General features: G+C 61.3%; 18 protein-coding genes. 13 read left to right on the forward strand and 5 right to left on the reverse strand.

The genetic code is table 11. The features are described from left to right. Positions 1 to 41: 41 nt before the first annotated feature. Positions 42 to 875 carry a thymidylate synthase gene (locus HX783_RS18285; RefSeq protein WP_106575719.1) on the forward strand — a complete coding sequence of 278 codons (834 nt, stop codon included), beginning with the start codon at positions 42 to 44 and terminating at the stop codon, positions 873 to 875. Positions 876 to 1000: 125 nt separating this feature from the next. Here the strand turns inward: HX783_RS18285 and cadR are convergent, their stop codons facing one another. After that, positions 1001 to 1450, reverse strand: a complete 450-nt coding sequence (gene cadR / locus HX783_RS18290; protein WP_159960721.1) for a Cd(II)/Pb(II)-responsive transcriptional regulator — start codon at positions 1448 to 1450, stop codon at positions 1001 to 1003. An 85-nt stretch (positions 1451 to 1535) separates the two neighbouring features. Between cadR and HX783_RS18295 the strand changes: the two genes are divergently transcribed. From HX783_RS18295 to HX783_RS18340, 10 genes are all read left to right on the forward strand, one after another. Continuing rightward, complete coding sequence (locus HX783_RS18295) at positions 1536 to 3818, forward strand: heavy metal translocating P-type ATPase (protein ID WP_177017815.1); 2283 nt, start codon at positions 1536 to 1538, stop codon at positions 3816 to 3818. Positions 3819 to 3834: 16 nt separating this feature from the next. After that, positions 3835 to 4698 (forward strand): LysR family transcriptional regulator, encoded by an 864-nt coding sequence (locus tag HX783_RS18300; protein WP_159960717.1) that lies wholly within the window; start codon positions 3835 to 3837, stop codon positions 4696 to 4698. Between the two features lie 229 nt (positions 4699 to 4927). Then, complete coding sequence (locus HX783_RS18305) at positions 4928 to 5992, forward strand: putative 2-aminoethylphosphonate ABC transporter ATP-binding protein (RefSeq protein ID WP_177017816.1); 1065 nt, start codon at positions 4928 to 4930, stop codon at positions 5990 to 5992. A gap of 1 nt (position 5993) precedes the next feature. Further along, entirely contained in the window at positions 5994 to 7700 is a 1707-nt protein-coding gene (locus HX783_RS18310) for a putative 2-aminoethylphosphonate ABC transporter permease subunit (RefSeq protein WP_177017817.1), read from the forward strand. Positions 7701 to 7722: 22 nt separating this feature from the next. Continuing rightward, a complete protein-coding gene (locus HX783_RS18315; RefSeq protein WP_177017818.1) occupies positions 7723 to 8736 on the forward strand; it encodes a putative 2-aminoethylphosphonate ABC transporter substrate-binding protein in 1014 nt (337 codons plus the stop codon). 123 nt (positions 8737 to 8859) lie between these two features. Next, positions 8860 to 9990 (forward strand): TIGR03364 family FAD-dependent oxidoreductase, encoded by a 1131-nt coding sequence (locus tag HX783_RS18320; RefSeq protein ID WP_177017819.1) that lies wholly within the window; start codon positions 8860 to 8862, stop codon positions 9988 to 9990. Next, complete coding sequence (locus HX783_RS18325) at positions 9987 to 10580, forward strand: phosphonate degradation HD-domain oxygenase (protein WP_177017820.1); 594 nt, start codon at positions 9987 to 9989, stop codon at positions 10578 to 10580. Before HX783_RS18320 ends, HX783_RS18325 begins: the two co-directional genes overlap by 4 nt. A 59-nt stretch (positions 10581 to 10639) precedes the next feature. Further along, positions 10640 to 11176: a hypothetical protein gene (locus HX783_RS18330; RefSeq protein ID WP_177017821.1), complete on the forward strand. Its 537-nt coding sequence runs from the start codon at positions 10640 to 10642 to the stop codon at positions 11174 to 11176. 48 nt (positions 11177 to 11224) lie between these two features. After that, a complete protein-coding gene (locus HX783_RS18335; protein ID WP_177017822.1) occupies positions 11225 to 11800 on the forward strand; it encodes a hypothetical protein in 576 nt (191 codons plus the stop codon). A gap of 113 nt (positions 11801 to 11913) precedes the next feature. After that, complete coding sequence (locus tag HX783_RS18340; protein WP_177017823.1) at positions 11914 to 12441, forward strand: hypothetical protein; 528 nt, start codon at positions 11914 to 11916, stop codon at positions 12439 to 12441. Here the strand turns inward: HX783_RS18340 and HX783_RS18345 are convergent. Then, positions 12438 to 13805: a DUF3482 domain-containing protein gene (locus HX783_RS18345; RefSeq protein ID WP_177017824.1), complete on the reverse strand. Its 1368-nt coding sequence runs from the start codon at positions 13803 to 13805 to the stop codon at positions 12438 to 12440. The two genes, HX783_RS18340 and HX783_RS18345, sit on opposite strands and share 4 nt — an antisense overlap. Continuing rightward, on the reverse strand, positions 13798 to 15177 hold the full coding sequence (locus HX783_RS18350; RefSeq protein WP_177017825.1) for a DUF2868 domain-containing protein: 1380 nt from the start codon (positions 15175 to 15177) through the stop codon (positions 13798 to 13800). The genes HX783_RS18345 and HX783_RS18350 overlap by 8 nt, the downstream gene beginning before the upstream one ends. A 69-nt stretch (positions 15178 to 15246) precedes the next feature. Between HX783_RS18350 and HX783_RS18355 the strand changes: the two genes are divergently transcribed. Continuing rightward, a complete protein-coding gene (locus HX783_RS18355) occupies positions 15247 to 15759 on the forward strand; it encodes a dihydrofolate reductase (RefSeq protein WP_177017826.1) in 513 nt (170 codons plus the stop codon). 130 nt (positions 15760 to 15889) lie between these two features. On the opposite strand, the gene HX783_RS18360 is transcribed toward HX783_RS18355, so the two are convergent. After that, a complete protein-coding gene (locus HX783_RS18360; protein WP_177017827.1) occupies positions 15890 to 17281 on the reverse strand; it encodes an L-cystine transporter in 1392 nt (463 codons plus the stop codon). A 241-nt stretch (positions 17282 to 17522) separates the two neighbouring features. Between HX783_RS18360 and HX783_RS18365 the strand changes: the two genes are divergently transcribed. Continuing rightward, a complete protein-coding gene (locus tag HX783_RS18365; protein WP_177017828.1) occupies positions 17523 to 18581 on the forward strand; it encodes a haloacid dehalogenase-like hydrolase in 1059 nt (352 codons plus the stop codon). Between the two features lie 186 nt (positions 18582 to 18767). On the opposite strand, the gene ilvD is transcribed toward HX783_RS18365, so the two are convergent. Then, positions 18768 to 20609, reverse strand: a complete 1842-nt coding sequence (gene ilvD, locus HX783_RS18370) for a dihydroxy-acid dehydratase (RefSeq protein WP_159960700.1) — start codon at positions 20607 to 20609, stop codon at positions 18768 to 18770. Positions 20610 to 20669: the final 60 nt, after the last annotated feature.

Below are 20669 nucleotides of genomic sequence, written 5' to 3' on the forward strand. Positions count from 1 at the left end.
GGCTTTTGCGTAGCCCCGGCTTCAACGATACGGGTACTAAAATGAAGCAATATCTCGAACTACTGAACGACGTCGTGACCAATGGATTGACCAAGGGCGATCGCACCGGCACCGGCACCAAGGCCGTGTTTGCCCGTCAGTATCGGCATAACTTGGCCGACGGCTTCCCGCTGCTGACCACCAAGAAGCTTCATTTCAAAAGCATCGCCAACGAATTGATCTGGATGTTGAGCGGCAACACCAACATCAAGTGGCTGAACGAAAACGGCGTAAAAATCTGGGACGAATGGGCCACCGAAGACGGTGACCTGGGCCCGGTGTACGGCGAGCAGTGGACCGCCTGGCCGACCAAGGACGGCGGCAAGATCAACCAGATCGACTACATGGTCGACACGTTGAAGAACAACCCCAACAGCCGTCGCATCTTGTTCCACGGCTGGAACGTCGAATACCTGCCGGACGAAACCAAGAGCCCGCAGGAAAACGCCCGCAACGGCAAGCAAGCCCTGCCGCCGTGCCACCTGCTGTACCAGGCGTTCGTGCATGACGGTCACCTGTCGATGCAGTTGTACATCCGCAGCTCCGATGTATTCCTCGGCCTGCCGTACAACACCGCCGCGCTGGCGTTGCTGACCCACATGCTGGCCCAGCAGTGCGACCTGATCCCCCACGAGATCATCGTCACCACCGGCGACACCCACGCCTACAGCAACCACATGGAACAGATCCGCACCCAGCTGGCGCGTACGCCGAAGAAGCTGCCGGAACTGGTGATCAAGCGCAAACCGGCGTCGATCTACGACTACAAGTTCGAAGACTTCGAAATTGTGGGCTATGACGCTGATCCAAGTATTAAAGCCGACGTCGCCATTTAAAAGTCGGACTCGGTCAAATGTGGGAGCGGGCTTGCTCGCGAAGGCAGTGTGTCAGTCGCCGGAAATGTTGACTGATCTACCGCTTTCGCGAGCAAGCCCGCTCCCACATTTATTGTGTGTACACATCAATGCCCGTGGCTTCTGCCCACATGCGAAGGCTCCGCCTCACTGGCCGCCACACTCCCGCTGAGCTCCAGCCGCTGCAAAATCCCGCACTGATCCATCCCCGGCGCACCGCCGCAGCGTTGGCGCAGGTCGAGCAGTTGCTCCTGCAACGCCAACAACCCGTCGATCCGCGCTTTCACATGGTGGATATGCTCGTCGATCAACGCATTCACACTTTCGCACTGGTCCTGGGGGCTGTCGCGTAGCCCGAGCAGGCTGCGGATTTCCTCCAGCGTCATGTCGAGGCTGCGGCAGTTGCGGATAAAGATCAGCCGCTCGGTGTGCGCCTGGGTGTACACGCGGTAGTTGGCGTCGGTGCGTGCCGGAGGCGGCAGCAGGCCTTCCTTCTCGTAATAACGGATGGTTTCGACCTGACAGTCGGTCAATTTGGCCAATTCGCCGATCTTCATCGCAGCAATCTCCAAATGGGTGCTTGACCCTATAGTGGCTACAGGGTCTTTACTTGGCAACAGGCACCTTTACGGACGCGACAGAATGAGCGATTCCATCCACACCCCAAAAAAGCATGATCACAAGCATGATCATGATCACGACCATAGCCACGACCACGGCGCCAAACTGACGCCGGTCAAGCAGCACGACCATGGCAGTCATGGCGACTCCTGCTGTTCCAGCAAGGTTGCGCCTGCCGTGGTCACGCTGAGCGAAGCGCCGACCGCCGGCTCGCGGCTGAGCACTTTTCGCATCGAAGCCATGGACTGCCCCACCGAGCAGACGCTGATCCAGAACAAACTGGGCAAGCTCGCCGGTGTGCAGCAACTGGAATTCAACCTGATCAACCGCATCCTCGGCGTCACCCATGACTTGCCGAGTACCGCGCCGATCATCGAGGCGATCAAATCCATCGGCATGCAGGCCGACCCCATCGAAGAAGGCGCCCCAGCCGCTGCGCCGCCTGCCAAGAAACACTGGTGGCCGTTGGCGCTGTCTGGTGTCGGTGCTTTAGGCGCTGAAGTCCTGCATTTCACCGGCGTAGCACCGACCTGGGTCATTGCGCTGGTAGCGCTGGTGTCGATCCTCAGCGGTGGCCTCACCACCTATAAAAAGGGCTGGATAGCCCTGAAAAACCTCAACCTGAACATCAACGCGCTGATGAGCATCGCGGTGACCGGTGCAGTGCTGATTGGCCAGTGGCCGGAAGCGGCGATGGTGATGTTCCTGTTCACCGTGGCCGAGTTGATCGAAGCCAAGTCCCTGGACCGTGCACGTAACGCCATCAGCGGCTTGATGCAGATGACCCCGGAACAAGCCACGGTGCAGCAAGCCGACGGCAGCTGGGTCGAAAAAGAAGTTAAAAGCATTGAGCTGGGCGATATCGTGCGGGTTAAGCCCGGCGAGCGCATCGGCCTGGACGGTGAAGTTACTGCTGGCCAATCCACCATCGACCAAGCGCCAATCACCGGTGAAAGCCTGCCGATTGAAAAGGGTGTGGGCGATAAAGTCTTCGCCGGCACCATCAACCAGGCTGGTTCCCTGGAATACAAAGTCACCGCCGCGGCGAACAACTCGACCCTGGCGCGCATCATTCACGCCGTCGAACAGGCCCAAGGCGCACGCGCACCGACTCAGCGCTTTGTCGACAGCTTCTCGAAAATCTACACCCCGGCCGTGTTCCTGTTTGCCCTCGGCGTGGCGTTGATTCCTCCGCTGTTCATGGCTGGCGCCTGGTTCGACTGGATCTACCGCGCGCTGGTGCTGCTGGTGGTCGCATGCCCGTGTGCCTTGGTGATCTCCACTCCGGTGACCATCGTCAGCGGCCTGGCCGCAGCGGCGCGCAAAGGCATCCTGATCAAGGGCGGCGTGTACCTCGAAGGCGGCTATAAGCTCGATTACCTGGCCCTCGACAAAACCGGCACCATCACCCACGGCAAACCGGTGCAAACCGATTACCTGGCGCTGTTCCCGACCGTTCAAGACAGCGCGCCAGCCCTGGCCGCCAGCCTGGCGGGGCGTTCCGACCACCCGGTGTCGTTGGCCATTGCCAATGCGGCTGTGGATAAAAACCTGCCAAGCCACGTTGTGGATAACTTTGAAGCCCTGGCCGGTCGGGGTGTGCGTGGCGATATCAACGGCGAAACCTACCACTTGGGCAACCACCGCCTGGTGGAAGACCTTGGCCTGTGCTCGCCCGAGCTGGAAGAAAAGCTCTTCGCCCTGGAGAAACAAGGCAAATCCGTGGTGTTGCTGCTCGATAAATCCGGCCCGCTGGCACTGTTCGCCGTGGCCGACACGGTCAAAGACAGCAGCCGCGAAGCCATCCAGCAACTGCACGAGCTGGGCATCAAAACCCTGATGCTCACCGGCGACAACACCCACACCGCCCAGGCGATTGCGGCCCAGGTCGGCATCGACAAGGCTCAAGGCGACTTGCTGCCCACCGACAAACTGCAAGCCATCGAAACCCTCTACGGCCAAGGCCACCGCGTGGGCATGGTCGGCGACGGCATCAACGACGCGCCGGCCCTGGCCCGTGCCGAGATTGGTTTTGCCATGGCCGCCGCCGGCACCGACACCGCCATCGAGACCGCTGATGTGGCGCTGATGGACGATGACTTGCGCAAGATTCCGGCATTCATTCGTCTGTCGCGGCAAACGTCGAGTATCCTCAAGCAGAACATCGCCCTGGCGCTGGTGATCAAGGCGATCTTCCTCGCGGTCACTTTCCTGGGTATGGCGACCATGTGGATGGCGGTGTTCGCCGACATGGGCGTGAGCCTGCTGGTGGTGTTCAATGGCCTGCGCCTGTTGCGCAAATAGATGATGAGAGGGTGGTGTGCTGAGTGCCGAGCTGAAGGCGTTTTTTATGGTCGCCCGCCTGGGCAGCATTACCCAGGCGGCGAAGAAGCTCGGCCTGAGCCAGCCCACGGTCACCACCCAGATTCGCAACCTGGAAAGCCAGTACGGCGTTGAACTGTTCTACCGTGGCGGGCGCCGTCTCACCGTCAGCGACGACGGCGCGCGCCTGCTGCCGATGGTCAAGGCGCTGTTGCAGCAGGAAGCCGATATCGAGTTTTTCCTGCGCAACAACGGCCAGGTCCAAGGTGCTTTGAGGATTGCCGCAACGGCGCCTTATTACATCCTCGACTTGGTCAAAGCCTTCCGCGAACGTCTGCCTCAAGTGGACGTGTCGGTGGAAATCGGCAACTCCCAGCAGGTGCTTGAAGCGCTGGACGACTACCGCGTCGATGTTGCCGCGTCCTCACAATTGCTCGAAGACCCGCGCCTGATTCGCCGCGTACTCGGCACCGATCCGCTGGTGCTGGCAGTGCACCGTAATCACCCGTTGGCCAAGCTCGATCACGTGCCGCTCAATGCGTTGGCCGGGCACACGCTATTGATGCGTGAAGTCGGCTCCACCACCCGGCGGCTGACCGAAGAAATGCTGCAGGGCGCGGGTGTGAGTTATGGGCCGTTGCTGGAGATCGGCAGCCGTGAGTCGATTCGCGAAGCGGTGCTGCGCAACATCGGCATCAGCATCATTGCCCGCCAGGAAGTGCCCCATGACCCGCAGTTGCGGGTGCTGACCATCGAGAATGCGCCGCAGATTGCGGAGTATTTGTACTGCCTCAAGGAGAGAAAAGGCGCGCGGTTGCCGGCCGCTTTTCTTGGGCTGGCGCAGGAAATGTCGCCCCTCTGAGTGTGTCGCGGCACCTGTGGCGAGGGAGCTTGCTCCCGTTGGGCTGCGTAGCGGCCCCAAAAAGCTTGGGAGCGCTGCGCACTCCAGCGGGAGCAAGCTCCCTCGCCACAAGGGGAGCCGTTCCTACACAAATCCACCAATACCACTATCACCGCCTTTTGCCTTCCTGCCACATCCGGGAAGCATTGCCCCCCTAGCATGGCCTTCATCAGTTTGATGAGGTGCCTCCATGAACACAGCCCTGACCAACCCCGGCGCGCCGATGACGGTGCGCGGTATCCAGAAACGCTTCGGCGCCTTTACCGCGCTGGACAATGTGTCCCTGGACGTCGCCGCCGGCGAGCTGGTGTGCCTGCTGGGCCCGTCCGGTTGCGGCAAAACCACCTTGCTGCGCTGTATCGCCGGCCTGGAACGCCAGGACAGCGGTGAATTGCGCCTCGGTAATCGCGACGTTTCCCTACTGCCGCCCCAGGCCCGGGACTACGGCATTCTGTTCCAGTCCTACGCACTGTTTCCCAACCTGACCGTTGAAGCCAACATCGGCTACGGCCTCACCGGCAGTGGCCGCGATGAAGTGCGCAAGCGTGTTGGCCAGATGCTCGAACTGGTCGGCCTGGTTGGCAGCGAAAAGAAATTCCCCGGCCAGCTCTCCGGCGGCCAACAACAACGCGTTGCCCTGGCTCGCGCCCTGGCACCGGCGCCTTCGCTGTTACTCCTCGACGAACCCATGTCAGCCCTCGACGCCCGTGTCCGCGAACACCTTTGCACCGAGCTGCGCCAGCTGCAACGGCGCCTGGGCATCACCACGTTGATGGTCACCCACAACCAGGACGAGGCTATGTTGATGGCCGACCGTATTGCCGTGATGAACAACGGCAAGGTCGAGCAATACGCCACGCCCCAGGAAATCTACGACCGCCCGGCCACGCCGTTTGTGGCGGAGTTTGTCGGCCAGGGCAATTGGCTGCCATTCAGCCGCAACAGCGCCAGCCACGCCCAGGTCGGCGGCATGAACATGCGCTTGGCCGACGATGCCGGCGTGGCCAAATCCGGGCGCCTGTTCTGCCGCCCGGAAGCCATCAGCGTCAACCCGCCGGTGCATGAAGAAAACCTGTTCCCGGCCAAGGTCCGCGAAATTACGTTCCTCGGCAACCGCTGCCGCATGAGCTTTGAACTGGAGCAACTGCCCGGCCATCCGCTGCTGGCCGAACTGGCCCCGGAAGCCATGCCGCGCCTGGGCGCCCAGGACATCTGGGTGGCCTTGCCGCCGCGCAGCCTGCAGGTGTTTGCCTGAGATGGCGGCTGTGATGACATTGCCGCGCCAAGTCTCGCGCGCCGAGCACGGCGACCGCCTTTTTGTGCTCGGCGGCAAACTGCTGTGGCTGGTGCTGTTGGGCATCGCCGTATTGCTGCCGTTACTGGCGATCTTCTGGCGTGGTTTCAGCAGCGAGGCCGGGCAGGGCGGTGGGCTGGTCGCGGCGCGAGAACTGCTGACCAGTGCCAACTTCCACTGGCTGCTGGGCAATAGCCTGAAAGTTTCCCTCAGCGTGGCGGCCATCGTCGTACCGCTGGCCTACCTGTTTGCCTACGCCCTGCAACGCACGCTGATTCCCGGCAAGGCGATCTGGCGCGGCCTGTCACTGTTGCCATTGATGGCCCCGTCGATGCTGCCGGGCATTGCGCTGGTGTACTTGTTCGGTAATCAGGGCATGTTGCGCGGGCTGCTCTCGGACAATATTTACGGCTTCTGGGGCATTGTTCTGGGCGAGGTGATCTACACCTTCCCACACGCGTTGATGATTCTGCTGTCGGCGCTGTCGCTGGCGGATGCGCGACTGTTCGATGCGGCATCTAGCATGGGCGCCAGCCCTGCACGAGCGTTTCGCAGCATCACCTGGCCCGCCACGCGCCAAGCCGTGTTCGCGGCGTTTTGCCTGGTGTTCACCCTGACCATCACCGACTTCGGCGTGCCCGTGGTGGTGGGTGGCGATTACCAAGTGCTGGCGCTGGAAGCCTACAAGGCGGTGGTCGGCCAGCAACAGTTCGGTCGCGGCGCGTTGATCGGCATGGTCCTGCTGCTGCCGGCGCTGTTCAGCTTTGGCGTCGATGCGTGGTTGCGTCGCCGTCACGGTGATTCCATGAGCGGCCGCGCCCAGGTATTTCAACCGGCACCGTCGCGACTGCGTGATGGCTGCTACCTGGCCATCGTGCTGCTGATTTGCGCAGTGTTGCTGCTGGTGTTCGGCATGGCGGTGTACTCGTCGCTGGTGAAGTTCTGGCCGTATAACCTGTCGCTCTCGCTCAACCACTATCAATTCGAAGACACGGCGGGCGGCGGCTGGCTGGCCTATCGCAACAGCCTGACCATGGCCCTGTGCACGGCACTGATCGGCAGCGTGCTGATCTTCACCGGCGCCTACCTGATGGAAAAAACCAAGACCCAGAAGGGCCTGAACCTGGCGCTGCGCATGCTCAGCTTTGTGCCGATGGCCGTACCGGGTTTGGTGCTGGGCCTGGGCTACGTGTTCTTTTTCAACCTCAACGGCAACCCGCTGCATGTGTTCTACGGAACCATGACGTTACTGGTGGTGTGCACCATTGCGCACTATTTGACCACTGCACAGATGACCGCGACCACGGCGCTGCGCCAGCTGGACAGTGAATTCGAAGCCGCCGCGCTGTCCCTCAAGGCGCCGCTGTATCGCCATTACTTGCGCGTGACAGTGCCGATCTGCCTGCCCGCCCTGCTGGACATCGTGCGCTACCTGTTTGTGTCGGCGATGACCACCGTGTCCGCCGCGATCTTCCTCTACAGCCCCGACACCATCCTCGCCGCCGTCGCCGTGTTGAACATGGACGACGCCGGCAATGTGGGCGGCGCTGCGGCCATGTCGACCCTGATCCTGTTCACCTCAGCCGGCGTCTCGCTGCTGCTGGCGTGGGCCTCACGTGGCGCGCTGCGCCGCTCCCAAGCCTGGCGCCAGACCGCGCCCGGCCAATAATCATCCTTGTAGGAGGTGTTCCATGTTCAAGCCCCTGGCGCTGGTCGCTGCGGTACTCACTGCATTCAGCCTGAATGCCTTCGCCAAGACCGAACTGACCGTGTACACGGCCCTCGAAGCTGAGCAGTTGAAGACTTATAAGCAGGCTTTCGAGAAAGCCAACCCCGACGTCGAGATCAAATGGGTTCGCGACTCCACCGGCATCATCACCGCCAAGCTGCTGGCCGAAAAAGATCGCCCGCAAGCTGACGTGGTGTGGGGCCTGGCCGCCTCGAGCCTGGCGATTCTCGATCAGCAAGGCATGCTGGAAAACTACGCGCCGAAGGATTTGGACAAGATCGGCAAAAACTACCGCGACGCCGCCAACCCACCGGCGTGGGTCGGCATGGACGTGTGGGCGGCGACCATCTGCTTCAACACGGTCGAAGCCGAGAAACAAGGCCTGACCAAGCCGGTGAGCTGGCAGGACCTGACCAAGCCTGAGTACAAAGGCAAAATCGTAATGCCCAACCCGGCGTCGTCCGGCACCGGTTTCCTGGATGTCAGTGCCTGGTTGCAAACCTTCGGCGAGAAGCAGGGCTGGCAGTACATGGACGACTTGCACCAGAACATCGGCCAGTACGTTCACTCCGGCTCCAAGCCGTGCAAGCTGGCGGCTTCGGGTGAATTCCCGATTGGCATTTCGTTTGAATACCCGGCGGTTCAGCTGAAACGCCAGGGCGCGCCGCTGGACATCATCCTGCCCAAAGAAGGCCTGGGCTGGGATATCGAAGCGACAGCGGTGATCAAGGGCACTGCCCACGCCGACGCGGCTAAAAAGCTCGCTGATTTCTCCGCCAGCGCTGCGGCGATGGACCTCTACAAAGACAACTTCGCCGTGCTCGCCCAGCCGGGTATCGCCAAGCCGCAGACTGAATTGCCGGCCGACTACGAGCAGCGCCTGATCAAGAACGACTTCGCCTGGGCCTCGAAAAACCGCGACAGCATCCTGACCGAGTGGCGCAAGCGCTATGACGGTAAGTCGGAGAAACAGTGATTGATCGTTCCCGCGCTCCGCGTGGGAATGCCGCCCTGGACGCTCCGCGTCCGCTCTTGAACGTCGTGACGCAGAGCGTCACCGGATTCATTCCCACGCGGAGCGTAGGAACGAGAGGAACGCATGAGTAGTGATCTCTTAGTCATCGGCGCCGGCATCCTCGGCCTGTCCCACGCCTACGCCGCCGCCAAACGCGGCCTCAAGGTCAAAGTCTTCGAGCGCAGCGCCACGCCGCTGGGCGCCTCCGTGCGTAACTTTGGCCAGGCACTGGTCACCGGCCAACCGCCAGGGCCGATGCTCGACCTGGCTCGGGAAAGCCGTGATATCTGGGGGCGCTGGGCGCAAGTGGCCGGCTTGCAGCTCAAACGCAATGGCTCGTACCTGTTTGCGCGTACTGAGGCGGAAGAACATTTGCTGGAAGCTTTTCGCGCCGATCGCGCCCAGGCGCACGGCTATAACGTCGAGCTGCTGCAAGGCGCGGCGCTGCGGGATTTGTATGGCGGCCAGTTCCATCATCACCGCGCGGCGCTGCACGGCAAGGACGATCAACAGCTGTATTCGCGCGAAGCGATCCCGGCGCTGATCAACTACCTTCGCCGTGAATTGAAGGTGGAGTTTCACTTCTCCACGTTGGTACGCGACGTCGAGCCGGGCCAACTGCACAGCACGGTAGGCAGCTTTCGCGGCGAGCAGATCATTGTGTGCTCCGGCCATGATTACCAAACCCTGCTGGCCGAATCGATTGCCGCACTCAACCCGAGTATCTGCCGCCTGCAAATGCTGCGTGCGCGGCCCGCGATCAATCTGAACCTGCAACACGCCTTGCTCACGGGCTTGAGTTGCGTGCATTACGGCGCCTTCGCCGACCTGCCGGAAGCTGCGCCGGTGCAGGCGCAGATCCTGCGTGAAGCGCCGCACTTGCATGAACACGGCATTCACCTGCTTATCAGCCCGACGCCCCATGGCGAACTGATCATCGGCGACTCCCACGACTACGGCAGCGATGCCTCGCCGTTCAACGCCGAGCAGATTGATGACTGGTTGATCGAACTGGCCGAGCAAACCCTGGGCTGCAAGATCCAGGTGGTGGAGCGCTGGCAAGGCGTGTACGGCTCACGCGGGCCGGCGCCGTTTTCATTCTTGTGTGCGGCACCGGGCGTGAGCGCAGCATTGATGCACAGTGGTGTAGGCATGAGTGTGGGGCCGGCACTGGCCGAGCGAAATATCAGCGCATTGTGGGGCGCGCAAACATGAGCCCGGAACAGGCGATAGCCGAAATCTTCGGTTTGTATGAGCAGCACGGCACGGCGGATTACATCGGCGAGCCGGTGTCGCAGATCGAACACATGTCCCAGGCCGCACAGCTGGCGATGGCTGAAGGCTTTGATGATGAAGTGGTGCTGGCGGCGTTTTTCCACGACATCGGCCACCTCTGCGGTCACGGCGGGGAGAACATGGGTGGTTATGGCGTGGTCAGCCACGAACGGTTGGGCGCGGACTACTTGCGCCGCGCAGGCTTCAGCGAGCGCATGGCCAAGCTGGTGGAGTATCACGTGCAAGCCAAGCGTTACCTGACCTTCAGCCAGCCGGAGTATTACGCTCGGTTGAGTGAGGCCAGCCGTCGCACGCTGGGGTATCAAGGCGGCGTGATGAGCGCTGAAGAGGCCCAGGCTTTTGAGCAAGACCCGCTCTGCCAGGCCAGCCTGCGCATGCGTCACTGGGATGAGAAAGCCAAGGAAATGCACGTGCCGGTGCTGGACCTTGAGCGATTGAAAACCATGGCGCACCGTCTACTGATATCAGGCAGCGTGAATTCATACGCCCAGCCCGGAAGCGACGGCTAGCGACGCTTTTGCCCCGGTCATTACTCTCATGCGAATTCAGCCACGCAAGAGAGCATGTGATGCATTACTTGAAAGCCACCGCGCAGGATCGCAGCGGTAATGGGAAGGCCGATATGGTTGTCCTGCAATTTTTCGAGCAGGTCCCCAACGAACCTGACGAAATGGTTCATGAGGCGGTGGCCATCGACATCACTGCGGACGGGGCCGCTGATATTTTGTTGCCCGGTGATATCAATCGTGACGGTTGCAAATCGGCGCAAGATAAATTGCTGCTTAAGCGCTTTACCGACATTTACTTGAAGTTGAACTGGTTCAACGCCGGAGAGACCTGGCGCCGGTATATGACCATGCACGTCGTGCACACCGCCAAAAACGGTGTTCCAAATGCCATCAAGCTGAGTTTTTACGAGTGCTGTACGTCACGGGGCAAACGCACTCTGGTCTATACCGCCGCAGGCTATGACGGCGACAGCGATGGGGTGCTGGAGTCGTTCACCAACAGCGACCTCGACCGCAATGGCATTGCCGACCACCACGACAAGATCGCCATAAAGGACTTATGCAACACCTTCCTGGCGTTCGACTGGGTTGCATGAACATTGGCTGGCCTTAACGGAATGGCCGCAACGACAAGGGACAAGTAAATGCGTTATCTAAAGGTTTTCGCACAGGACCGGACCGGCGATGGTCGTGCAGACACGGTACAGCTTCAGTTCTATCAAGCCACCCCTGGCATTCAAGACAGATTGGTCAATGAGGCCGTGGCCTACGATTTTCCTACCGATGGAAACGTGGACTACAGCAGGGGTGACGTGACGAACAACGGGCAGGAAGACAGCCTGGATAAAGTGTTGCTGGACAGGTTTGCCACCGCCTACTTGAAGCTCAACTGGTTGAACCCTGGGACTGCTTCAAGGCGCTACATGAAGATTTTTTCCGAAGACTTCTATAAAGACGGCACGCCCGACACCGTGCGCCTGCATGTGCAGGACGGGGTGGGGATTATTAACCCACACACGCTGGTCGCCTGGAATGCCGCGTATGACTTTGATAACGACGGCAAGCTTGAGTGGAACATTCATTTCGACATCAACCACGATGGTGTAATCGACGCGGTTGACCAGAGCCTGGTCCAGCAGTTGGCCGAGCTCTACCTGGCGTTCAATTGGCACGAGCCCGAAGCCTTTGAGGTCAGGGTCGTTGATCTCCCGGCCTCTTGAACGGTGACTGTTTGCGTGTCGCAGTTTCTGACTTGATGTGACGCCAATAGCACCTGTGATCGGGCCTTGGGCAGAAGTATGTTGAGGTCTGTTTTTTGACTGAGGCAGTACCCATGCGTTATTTAAAAGTCGTCGTGCAAGACCGGAGTGAAAACGACCGGGCAGATACGGTGAAGCTGCATTTTTTGCAAAAAGATCCGGATTTACCTGACGAGCTGATCCATCAAGCCGTGGCGTTCGACACGACGGCCGACGGCGAGGTGGACTTTCAGTCGACCGGGGATGTGGATTTTGACGGGGCGTCGACGCTCAAGGATCGGCGGTTGCTCAAGACGTTTGCCAACCAGGCCCTGAAACTCAGTTGGTTCAGTAAAGGTGAGGTGGCGGACCGTTCATTGAATCTGTGCGTGGGGCGTTTTGACGAACTAGGCGTGCCGGTGGAGGTCCGGTCGGATTTGTATCAGCACAACCGTAAGGTGGGCCGGGATGCTCTGATGTACAGCGTGATTGCCCATGATAAAAATGCCGACGGTATTCTGGACCCCTTGGAAGGCGATGATCAGCTTGAGTTGTTCGATACCGTGGACCAACAAACCCTCCACGCCTTGAGCAAGTTGTACCTGAAATTCAACTGGTACTAGTCATCATTAAGTTTTTGCGCCAGCACTAGAATCTGCTCCTGACGTTCAGCATGGCTCAGTTTTGCCTGGGGATTGAGCGACGACCATTGCGGATAGGCGCGGGCTTTGTGCAGGGCCTCCGGCAACTTGCCTTCGCGCCAGGTCTTGTCCTGGGGCGTGTCGACCTTGATGCTGTGCATCGCCGCGTGGCCGCGCAGGTTCAGAGCCTTGAGCAACTGGCGTTGGCGCAAGGCGAGCAGGCGCAGCACGCTGTCGTCGACGGTCAGCTCGCGTTGGCCCTTGATCTTGCCGAGCAGGCGGCTGCCGTAGCTGCGTGCGGTTTGCAGCGCGCCACCGGCAATCGCACCGGCAATCGCAGCGGCGCCAAGGGTCAGGCCGCCGACCAGCAGGTCCACACCGGCACCGGCGGCCGCGCCTGCGGCAATCCCACCGCCGACGCGCACGCCGAGTTGCTTGAGGGTTTCGGGGTTGAACAGGTCATCGCCCCAGCGCCCGTCCAGCAAGGGTAAATCGCTGGCGGCGGCGTCTTGTGGGCGGAAGCCGAACAGTTTGAGCAGGGCTTCCACACACTTTTGTTCGCGCTGGCGCACGGCCTTGCGCAAGTCGCTGATGGCTTGCTGCTCCTGTTCAGTGACCACGCTGCGCCGGCACGCGGCGCAGTCGATCAGCAGCTCGGCGATCAGCTGCGCCGCGCTTTGCTGGCGTGCGACGCGCTGGGCTTGCTGGTCGAGCATCAAGCGCTCCAAATGCGGCCGCGCGTTTTCCAGCAGCAAGGCCAGGCTTTCATATAAGCGACGTTCGCCGTCTTCCGGTGGCGCCACACTGTCGAAACGTACCAGCGCATGCAGGCCGAGGCGGGCCAGGGCTTCGCGCCAGTCCGGCTCGCGGTGGTCGCTGCTGCTGACAAAATTGAGGACTGGCAGTAACGGCTTGCCGCAACTGGCCAGCACTTGCAGCTCGTCGCGGTATTTGGCCAAAACCGGCTCGCGGGCGTCGATCACATACAGGCCGGCGTCCGAGGCCAGCAACTGGCGCAGCACTTTGGCTTCCTGTTCGAAACGCTGGCGCGCTTCGCTGCCGTCCAGAAAGCGCGCCAGACGTGCCGGGCCGTCGAGGCGTTCGCCGGGCCGGTCCAGGCGCTCCAGGTAATCGAGCAGGGCGATGGCGTCTTCGAGGCCGGGCGTGTCGTATAGCTCCAGCAAGGCTTCGCCGTCGACTGACAAGCGCGCGCCTTCGACATGCCGCGTGGTGCTGGGACGATGGGAAACTTCGCCGAAGCCGACATCACGGGTCAGCGTGCGCAGCAGCGAGGTCTTGCCGACATTGGTGTGGCCGACCACGGCGAGTTTCAGCGGCTTAGTCATGACCAGTCTCCAGCCACGTCAGCGGCGCGCAGTCGGCGAAGGGCACTTCAAGGTTTTGCAGCGCGGCATGCCAATCGCCCAAGCGTTCGGCGTCCAGCGCCTGGCCGGGCGGGGCTTGCAGCAGCCACACGCGGGTGGCGGTGGCGCTGCGGGCCAGCTCGGCGATCAACGCCAGGCTGCCACGGTCGGGCGAGCGGCGGGGGTCGCAGGCAATGGCCAGGCGCGCGGGCGGAAAACGCGTGAGTTGTTCCAAGAGCTTGTTGCGCGATTCGCGGCTATCGAGGACACCGGCGTTTTTAACGCTGGCCGGCAGTTTGGGCGGCCAGGCGTGTTGGTCATCCAGTTCGATGGCCACCAGCAAGGCGCCGTCGCTTTCCAATTCGCTGACGCCGCCGGTAACGGAGTGCAACTGTTCGGGGGCGGCGTCGTTGACGCCAAGGCGTTCGCTGCTCGGCATCAACCGCTCGCGCAGTTGACTGTAGCCGGGCAAATTCAGGTCCAGACGCAGCGCCGCGCGCCCACGTTTCCAGCGCCACAGGCACAGCAGCGCGAGGACCAGCCGTGGCAGCAGGCCGTAGACCAGCAATACGCCTACCAGCCAGGCGGCCCAGGCTTGGCGGGCGCTTTCGATATTCAGCGCCGAGTCGCCGCTGGCGCGGATCATTTCGACCGTCGGCACGTTGAAGCCCAGCAGCGCGGGCAGGCTGCCGAGGGCTTGGGTGACGGCGACAAAGGTGTCGGCGCCGAGGATTGTGGTTTCCCACACAAAGCCGTAGCGCCGCGTGGCCAGCAGTGTCAGCAAAATCGCCATGGCGCTGAGCAATGCCAGCAACCATAGGCTGTTGACCAGCACACCGACGGCCCAGCGATTGAGTTTCTGGCGTTGCAGCAATAGCAATAACGCAGGTGCCAGCTGTGCGGCCTTGGCGTCACGCGCGAGTTTTTCGCTGAGCCACAGCCACAGGCGGCCGAGGCTGGCGCTGTGCTCGCCGGCAAACAGCAGGCCCAAGGCCCAGCTCAATAGCAGAATCAGGTTCAAGCCGAGCAGGCTGCCCAAGGCCCAGAACACATTAACCGGCGTCAAACCGTTGCCCAGTGCGGCAAAGGCCAGGCCGGCGCCGCTGATCACTGCGACGATGGCCAGCAACACCAACGCCAAACGCGCACCTTGCAGCCAGCGGGTGAGGGCGGCGGTCAAGCCATCGCGCTCGGCCAACTGCAGGGCGCGCTGTTGGATGCGCGTCGGCAAGTCGCCGCCGGCGGTGCGGGCCAGGCGGTTGGCTTCCAGGTCTTCCAGGGGACCGGCGTGTTCTTCACGCAGGCGCACGGTTTCCGTCAGCCAGAGTTTGTGCAGCGGGGTCAGTGCAGTCACGCGTCGTCCTGTTGAGCCAGTGAGCTTGGAGCATAACCGCAGACTCGCGGCTCTGGTATTCTCGTCGCCATGAAAAAAACTCTCCCTTTAAGCCTGATCGCAGCCCTCGGTGAAAACCGTGTGATCGGCGTCGACAACAGCATGCCCTGGCATTTGCCGGGGGATTTCAAATATTTCAAAGCCACCACGCTCGGCAAGCCGATCATCATGGGGCGCAAAACCTGGGATTCCCTGGGTCGACCGTTGCCGGGGCGCTTGAACATTGTGGTCAGCCGTCAGACCGATTTGGCGCTTGAAGGTGCGGAAGTTTTTCCGTCACTGGACGCAGCCGTCGAACGCGCAGAGGCGTGGGCGCTGGAGCAGGGCGTGGATGAGCTGATGCTGATCGGCGGTGCGCAGTTGTATGCGCAGGGGCTGGAGCAGGCGGACCGCCTGTATTTGACGCGGGTTGCGTTGAGCCCGGAAGGGGATGCGTGGTTTCCCGAGTTTGATTTGAACCAGTGGAAGCTGGTGTCGAATGTCGAGAACCTGGCTGAAGGTGATAAGCCGGCGTACAACTTTGAGGTTTGGGAAAAAGCTTAAGAGCATCAAGATCGTTCCCACGCTCCGCGTGGGAATGCCTCCTGTGACGCTCCGCGTCACGGCCTTCAGGGACGGACGCAGAGCGTCCTGGGCTGCATTCCCACGCGGAGCGTGGGAACGATCCAGGGCTTTAGGCCTGCGCTAACTCAGCATGCTCATCGGCATCCAACAACGCCTTATCCGTCTGCCCCATGACCTGGCTGGTAATCGCGCCCGCCGTCATCGAACCGTTCACGTTCAGTGCCGTACGGCCCATGTCGATCAGCGGCTCAACGGAAATCAGCAGCGCCACCAGTGACACCGGCAAGCCCATCGCCGGCAGCACGATCAGCGCGGCAAAGGTCGCACCGCCGCCCACTCCGGCCACACCGGCTGAACTCAAGGTCACAATTGCCACCAGGGTCGCGATCCACAGCGGGTCCAGCGGGTTGATGCCCACGGTCGGTGCAACCATCACCGCCAGCATGGCCGGGTAGAGACCGGCGCAACCGTTCTGGCCAATCGTCGCGCCAAACGAGGCGGCGAAACCGGCGATGGATTGCGGGATGCCCAGGCGGCGCGTCTGCGCTTCAATGCTCAACGGGATGGCCGCTGCGCTGGAGCGGCTGGTGAAGGCAAAGGTCAGCACCGGCCAGACCTTGCGGAAGAAACGCAGCGGGTTGACCCCGGCCAGCGACAGCAGCAGGCCGTGCACCACAAACATCAAACCCAGCGCCAGGTACGACACCACCACAAAACTGCCGAGCTTGATGATGTCTTGCAGGTTGGAACCGGCGACCACTTTGGTCATCAGCGCCAGCACGCCGTAAGGCGTCAGCTTCATCACCAGGCGCACCAGGCGCATCACCCAGGCTTGCAGGGTGTCGATGGCGTTGAGCACTTTCTGGCCTTTTTCCACGTCATCCTTGAGCAGCTGCAGCGCGGCAACCCCCAGGAAAGCGGCGAAAATCACCACGCTGATGATCGACGTCGGCTTGGCGCGGGCCAGGTCGGCGAAGGGGTTCGCCGGCACGAACGAGAGCAGCAATTGCGGGATATTCAGGTCGGCGACCTTGCCTGCGTAATCACTCTGGATCACCTGCAGGCGCGCCATTTCCTGGGTGCCGGCCACCAGGCCTTCGGCGGTGAGGCCGAACAGGTTGGTCAGGCCGATACCGATCAGCGCCGCAATGGCGGTGGTGAACAGCAGCGTGCCGATGGTCAGGAAGCTGATCTTGCCCAGGGACGAGGCGTTATGCAGGCGCGCCACGGCACTGAGGATCGAGGCGAACACCAGCGGGATCACGATCATTTGCAGCAGTTGCACATAACCGTTGCCGACCAGATCAAACCAGCTGATCGAGGCTTTGAGCACCGGGTTACCGTCGCCATAAATAGTGTGCAACGCCGCACCGAACAGCACGCCGAGCACCAGCGCGAACAGCACCTTCTTGGCGAGGCTCCAGTGTGTGCGGCGGGTTTGTGCCAGGCCCAAAAGCAGGGCAACGAACACCAGTAAGTTGAGAATCAGGGGCAGATTCATTGAAGCTCCGTTGAGAAGGCAGCCAATCGCGTGAGCCTGCGATTGCGAACCGGAAATGCTAACAGCTTGAAATATATTGATTTAATACCGATATGGAATGGTGACTGTCGTTTTTGGAATAAGCGTTTGACGCTCAGGCACATGCCTTTGGCGCAATCACGACGCAAGCGGTCGCGCTCGGGCGATAACTGTCACACAGATTTGTTAGCGTCGATGTCTTTCACTCAGGGAGAAAACGCTTATGAAGCTCGCGCCAACACTACTTGCCGCTGCCTTCTGCTTCGGCCTCGCCAGCCAGGCATTCGCCGCCACCGAGTTGAAACACTGGCCGGCGCCTGCCGCCGAGCAACTGAACAAGATGATCGCCGCGAATGCCAACAAAGGTAACTTCGCGGTGTTCGACATGGACAACACCAGCTACCGCTACGACCTCGAAGAGTCCTTGCTCCCGTACCTGGAAAACAAGGGCCTGATCACCCGCGACACGATGGACCCGTCCCTGAAACTGATCCCGTTCAAGGACACCGCCGACCACAAGGAAAGCCTGTTCAGCTATTACTACCGCCTCTGCGAAGTCGACGACATGGTCTGCTACCCGTGGGTCGCGCAGATTTTCTCCGGTTTCACGCTCAAGGAACTCAAGGGCTACGTCGACGAGATGATGGCGTCTGGCAAGCCGGTGCCGGTCACCTATTACGACGGTGACGTGGTGAAGAACATGGAGGTGCAGCCGCCGAAAGTCTTCACCGGCCAGGCTGAGCTGTTCAACAAGCTGATGGAGAACGGCATCGAGGTGTATGTGATGACCGCCGCGTCCGAGGAGCTGGTGCGCATGGTCGCTGCCGATCCGAAGTACGGCTACAACGTCAAACCCGAAAACGTCATCGGCGTGAGCACGCTGCTCAAGGACCGCAAGACCGGCGAGCTGACCACTGCGCGCAAACAGATCGCCGCCGGTAAATATGACGAGAAGGCCAACCTCGGCCTGGAGCTGACCCCGTACCTGTGGACCCCGGCAACCTGGATGGCCGGCAAACACGCGGCGATCCTGACCTACATCGACGAGTGGAAAAAACCGGTGATCGTGGGTGGTGACACACCGACCAGCGACGGCTACATGCTGTTCCACGATGTGGACGTGGCCAAGGGCGGCATCCACCTGTGGATCAACCGCAAGGATAAATACATGACCCAACTCAACGGCATGATGGCCAAGCACGCTGCCGCACAAGCCAAAGAAGGGTTACCGGTGACGGCGGACAAGAACTGGGTGATCGTCAAGCCTGAGGAGATTCAGTAAGACCGTACTGATCATTCCCACGCTCTGCGTGGGAATGCAGCCCTGGACGCTCTGCGTCCGCCCTTGACTGCGTGACGCGGAGCGTCACCGGAGGCATTTCCACGCGGAGCGTGGGAACGATCGGTTGGAGCGTTAGCCAGGCAAAAAAAAGCCCCGCACATGGCGGGGCATTTTTATGGGCGGGGTTTACAGGCCGTCGAGCATCGCCTTGTTACGCACCGCGCCCTTGTCGGCACTGGTGGCCAGCAACGCGTAAGCCTTCAACGCGGTGGTGACTTTGCGCGGGCGCTTCTCGACCGGCTTCCAGCCTTTCTTGTCCTGCTCGACCCGGCGCGCGGCCAGTTCTTCATCGCTGATCAACAGGTTGATCGAGCGGTTCGGAATGTCGATCAGCACTTTATCGCCATCCTGCACCAGGCCAATCGCGCCACCGGCAGCAGCTTCTGGCGAAGCGTGGCCGATGGACAGGCCTGAAGTACCGCCGGAGAAACGGCCGTCGGTCAGCAAGGCGCAGGCTTTGCCCAGGCCTTTGGATTTCAGGTACGACGTCGGGTAGAGCATCTCTTGCATGCCCGGGCCGCCTTTCGGGCCTTCGTAACGGATGATGACGATGTCGCCTTCTTTCACTTCGTCAGCAAGGATGCCGCGCACGGCGCTGTCCTGGCTTTCGAAGATCTTGGCGTTGCCTTCGAACACATGGATCGACTCGTCCACACCGGCGGTTTTCACCACGCAGCCATCCAGCGCGATGTTGCCGTACAGCACGGCCAGGCCGCCTTCTTGCGAGTAGGCGTGCTCGACACTGCGGATGCAGCCGTTTTCACGGTCGTCGTCCAGGGTGTCCCAACGGGTCGACTGGCTGAACGCGGTTTGCGTCGGGATGCCGGCCGGGCCGGCCTTGAAGAAGGTGTGCACGGCTTCGTCGTCAGTCTGGGTGATGTCCCACTTGGCGATGCCTTCGGCGATGGATTTGCTGTGCACGGTCGGCAGGTCGGTGTGCAGCAGGCCGCCACGGGCCAACGAGCCTAGAATCGAGAATATCCCGCCGGCGCGGTGCACGTCTTCCATGTGGTACTTCTGGATGTTCGGCGCGACCTTGCACAGCTGCGGCACGTGACGGGACAGGCGGTCGATGTCGCGCAGGTCGAAATCGATCTCGGCTTCCTGCGCTGCGGCCAGCAAGTGCAGGATGGTGTTGGTGGAACCGCCCATGGCGATGTCCAGGGTCATCGCGTTTTCGAACGCCTTGAAGTTGGCGATGTTGCGCGGCAACACCGACTCATCGTTCTCGGTGTAGTAACGCTTGCACAGCTCGACGATGGTGCGGCCGGCCTGCAGGAACAGCTGCTCGCGGTCGCTGTGGGTGGCCAGCGTCGAGCCGTTGCCCGGCAAGGCCAGGCCCAGGGCTTCCACCAGGCAGTTCATCGAGTTGGCGGTGAACATGCCGGAGCACGAACCGCAGGTCGGGCAGGCGCTGCGCTCGTATTCCGCGACTTTCTCGTCAGAAGCGCTGGAATCGGCGGCGATCACCATGGCGTCTACCAGGTCGAGGCCGTGGGAAGCGAGCTTGGTCTTGCCGGCTTCCATCGGGCCACCGGAGACGAAGATCACCGGGATGTTCAGGCGCAGGGCGGCCATCAGCATGCCGGGGGTGATCTTGTCGCAGTTGGAAATGCACACGATGGCGTCGGCGCAGTGGGCGTTGACCATGTATTCCACGGAGTCGGCGATGATCTCGCGGCTCGGCAGGGAATACAGCATGCCGTCATGGCCCATGGCGATGCCGTCATCCACGGCGATGGTGTTGAATTCCTTGGCGACGCCACCGGCGCGTTCGATCTCACGGGCGACCAGTTGGCCCAGGTCCTTGAGGTGGACATGGCCGGGTACGAACTGGGTGAACGAGTTGGCAATCGCGATGATCGGCTTCTTGAAGTCGTCATCTTTCATCCCCGTGGCACGCCACAGTGCGCGCGCGCCGGCCATGTTGCGGCCGTGGGTGGATGTTTTCGAGCGGTAATCTGGCATGGAGCACTCCGGGCGGCTAATCAGGTACTTCTAATCAGGTACTAATGGGGAGTGAGCTTC

It is taken from the genome of Pseudomonas sp. D2002 (assembly GCF_013385735.1).
Taxonomy (GTDB): Bacteria; Pseudomonadota; Gammaproteobacteria; order Pseudomonadales; family Pseudomonadaceae; genus Aquipseudomonas.

Excerpts from the sequence above, each read along its gene's own strand:
- HX783_RS18320 (WP_177017819.1), top strand. The coding sequence starts at position 8,860 with ATGAGTAGTGATCTCTTAGTCATCGGCGCCGGCATCCTCGGCCTGTCC.
- ilvD (WP_159960700.1), bottom strand. The coding sequence starts at position 20,609 with ATGCCAGATTACCGCTCGAAAACATCCACCCACGGCCGCAACATGGCC.
- HX783_RS18305 (WP_177017816.1), top strand. The coding sequence starts at position 4,928 with ATGAACACAGCCCTGACCAACCCCGGCGCGCCGATGACGGTGCGCGGT.
- HX783_RS18340 (WP_177017823.1), top strand. The coding sequence starts at position 11,914 with ATGCGTTATTTAAAAGTCGTCGTGCAAGACCGGAGTGAAAACGACCGG.
- HX783_RS18315 (WP_177017818.1), top strand. The coding sequence starts at position 7,723 with ATGTTCAAGCCCCTGGCGCTGGTCGCTGCGGTACTCACTGCATTCAGC.
- HX783_RS18335 (WP_177017822.1), top strand. The coding sequence starts at position 11,225 with ATGCGTTATCTAAAGGTTTTCGCACAGGACCGGACCGGCGATGGTCGT.
- cadR (WP_159960721.1), bottom strand. The coding sequence starts at position 1,450 with ATGAAGATCGGCGAATTGGCCAAATTGACCGACTGTCAGGTCGAAACC.
- HX783_RS18310 (WP_177017817.1), top strand. The coding sequence starts at position 5,994 with ATGGCGGCTGTGATGACATTGCCGCGCCAAGTCTCGCGCGCCGAGCAC.
- HX783_RS18365 (WP_177017828.1), top strand. The coding sequence starts at position 17,523 with ATGAAGCTCGCGCCAACACTACTTGCCGCTGCCTTCTGCTTCGGCCTC.
- HX783_RS18325 (WP_177017820.1), top strand. The coding sequence starts at position 9,987 with ATGAGCCCGGAACAGGCGATAGCCGAAATCTTCGGTTTGTATGAGCAG.
- HX783_RS18285 (WP_106575719.1), top strand. The coding sequence starts at position 42 with ATGAAGCAATATCTCGAACTACTGAACGACGTCGTGACCAATGGATTG.
- HX783_RS18345 (WP_177017824.1), bottom strand. The coding sequence starts at position 13,805 with ATGACTAAGCCGCTGAAACTCGCCGTGGTCGGCCACACCAATGTCGGC.
- HX783_RS18330 (WP_177017821.1), top strand. The coding sequence starts at position 10,640 with ATGCATTACTTGAAAGCCACCGCGCAGGATCGCAGCGGTAATGGGAAG.
- HX783_RS18355 (WP_177017826.1), top strand. The coding sequence starts at position 15,247 with ATGAAAAAAACTCTCCCTTTAAGCCTGATCGCAGCCCTCGGTGAAAAC.
- HX783_RS18360 (WP_177017827.1), bottom strand. The coding sequence starts at position 17,281 with ATGAATCTGCCCCTGATTCTCAACTTACTGGTGTTCGTTGCCCTGCTT.
- HX783_RS18295 (WP_177017815.1), top strand. The coding sequence starts at position 1,536 with ATGAGCGATTCCATCCACACCCCAAAAAAGCATGATCACAAGCATGAT.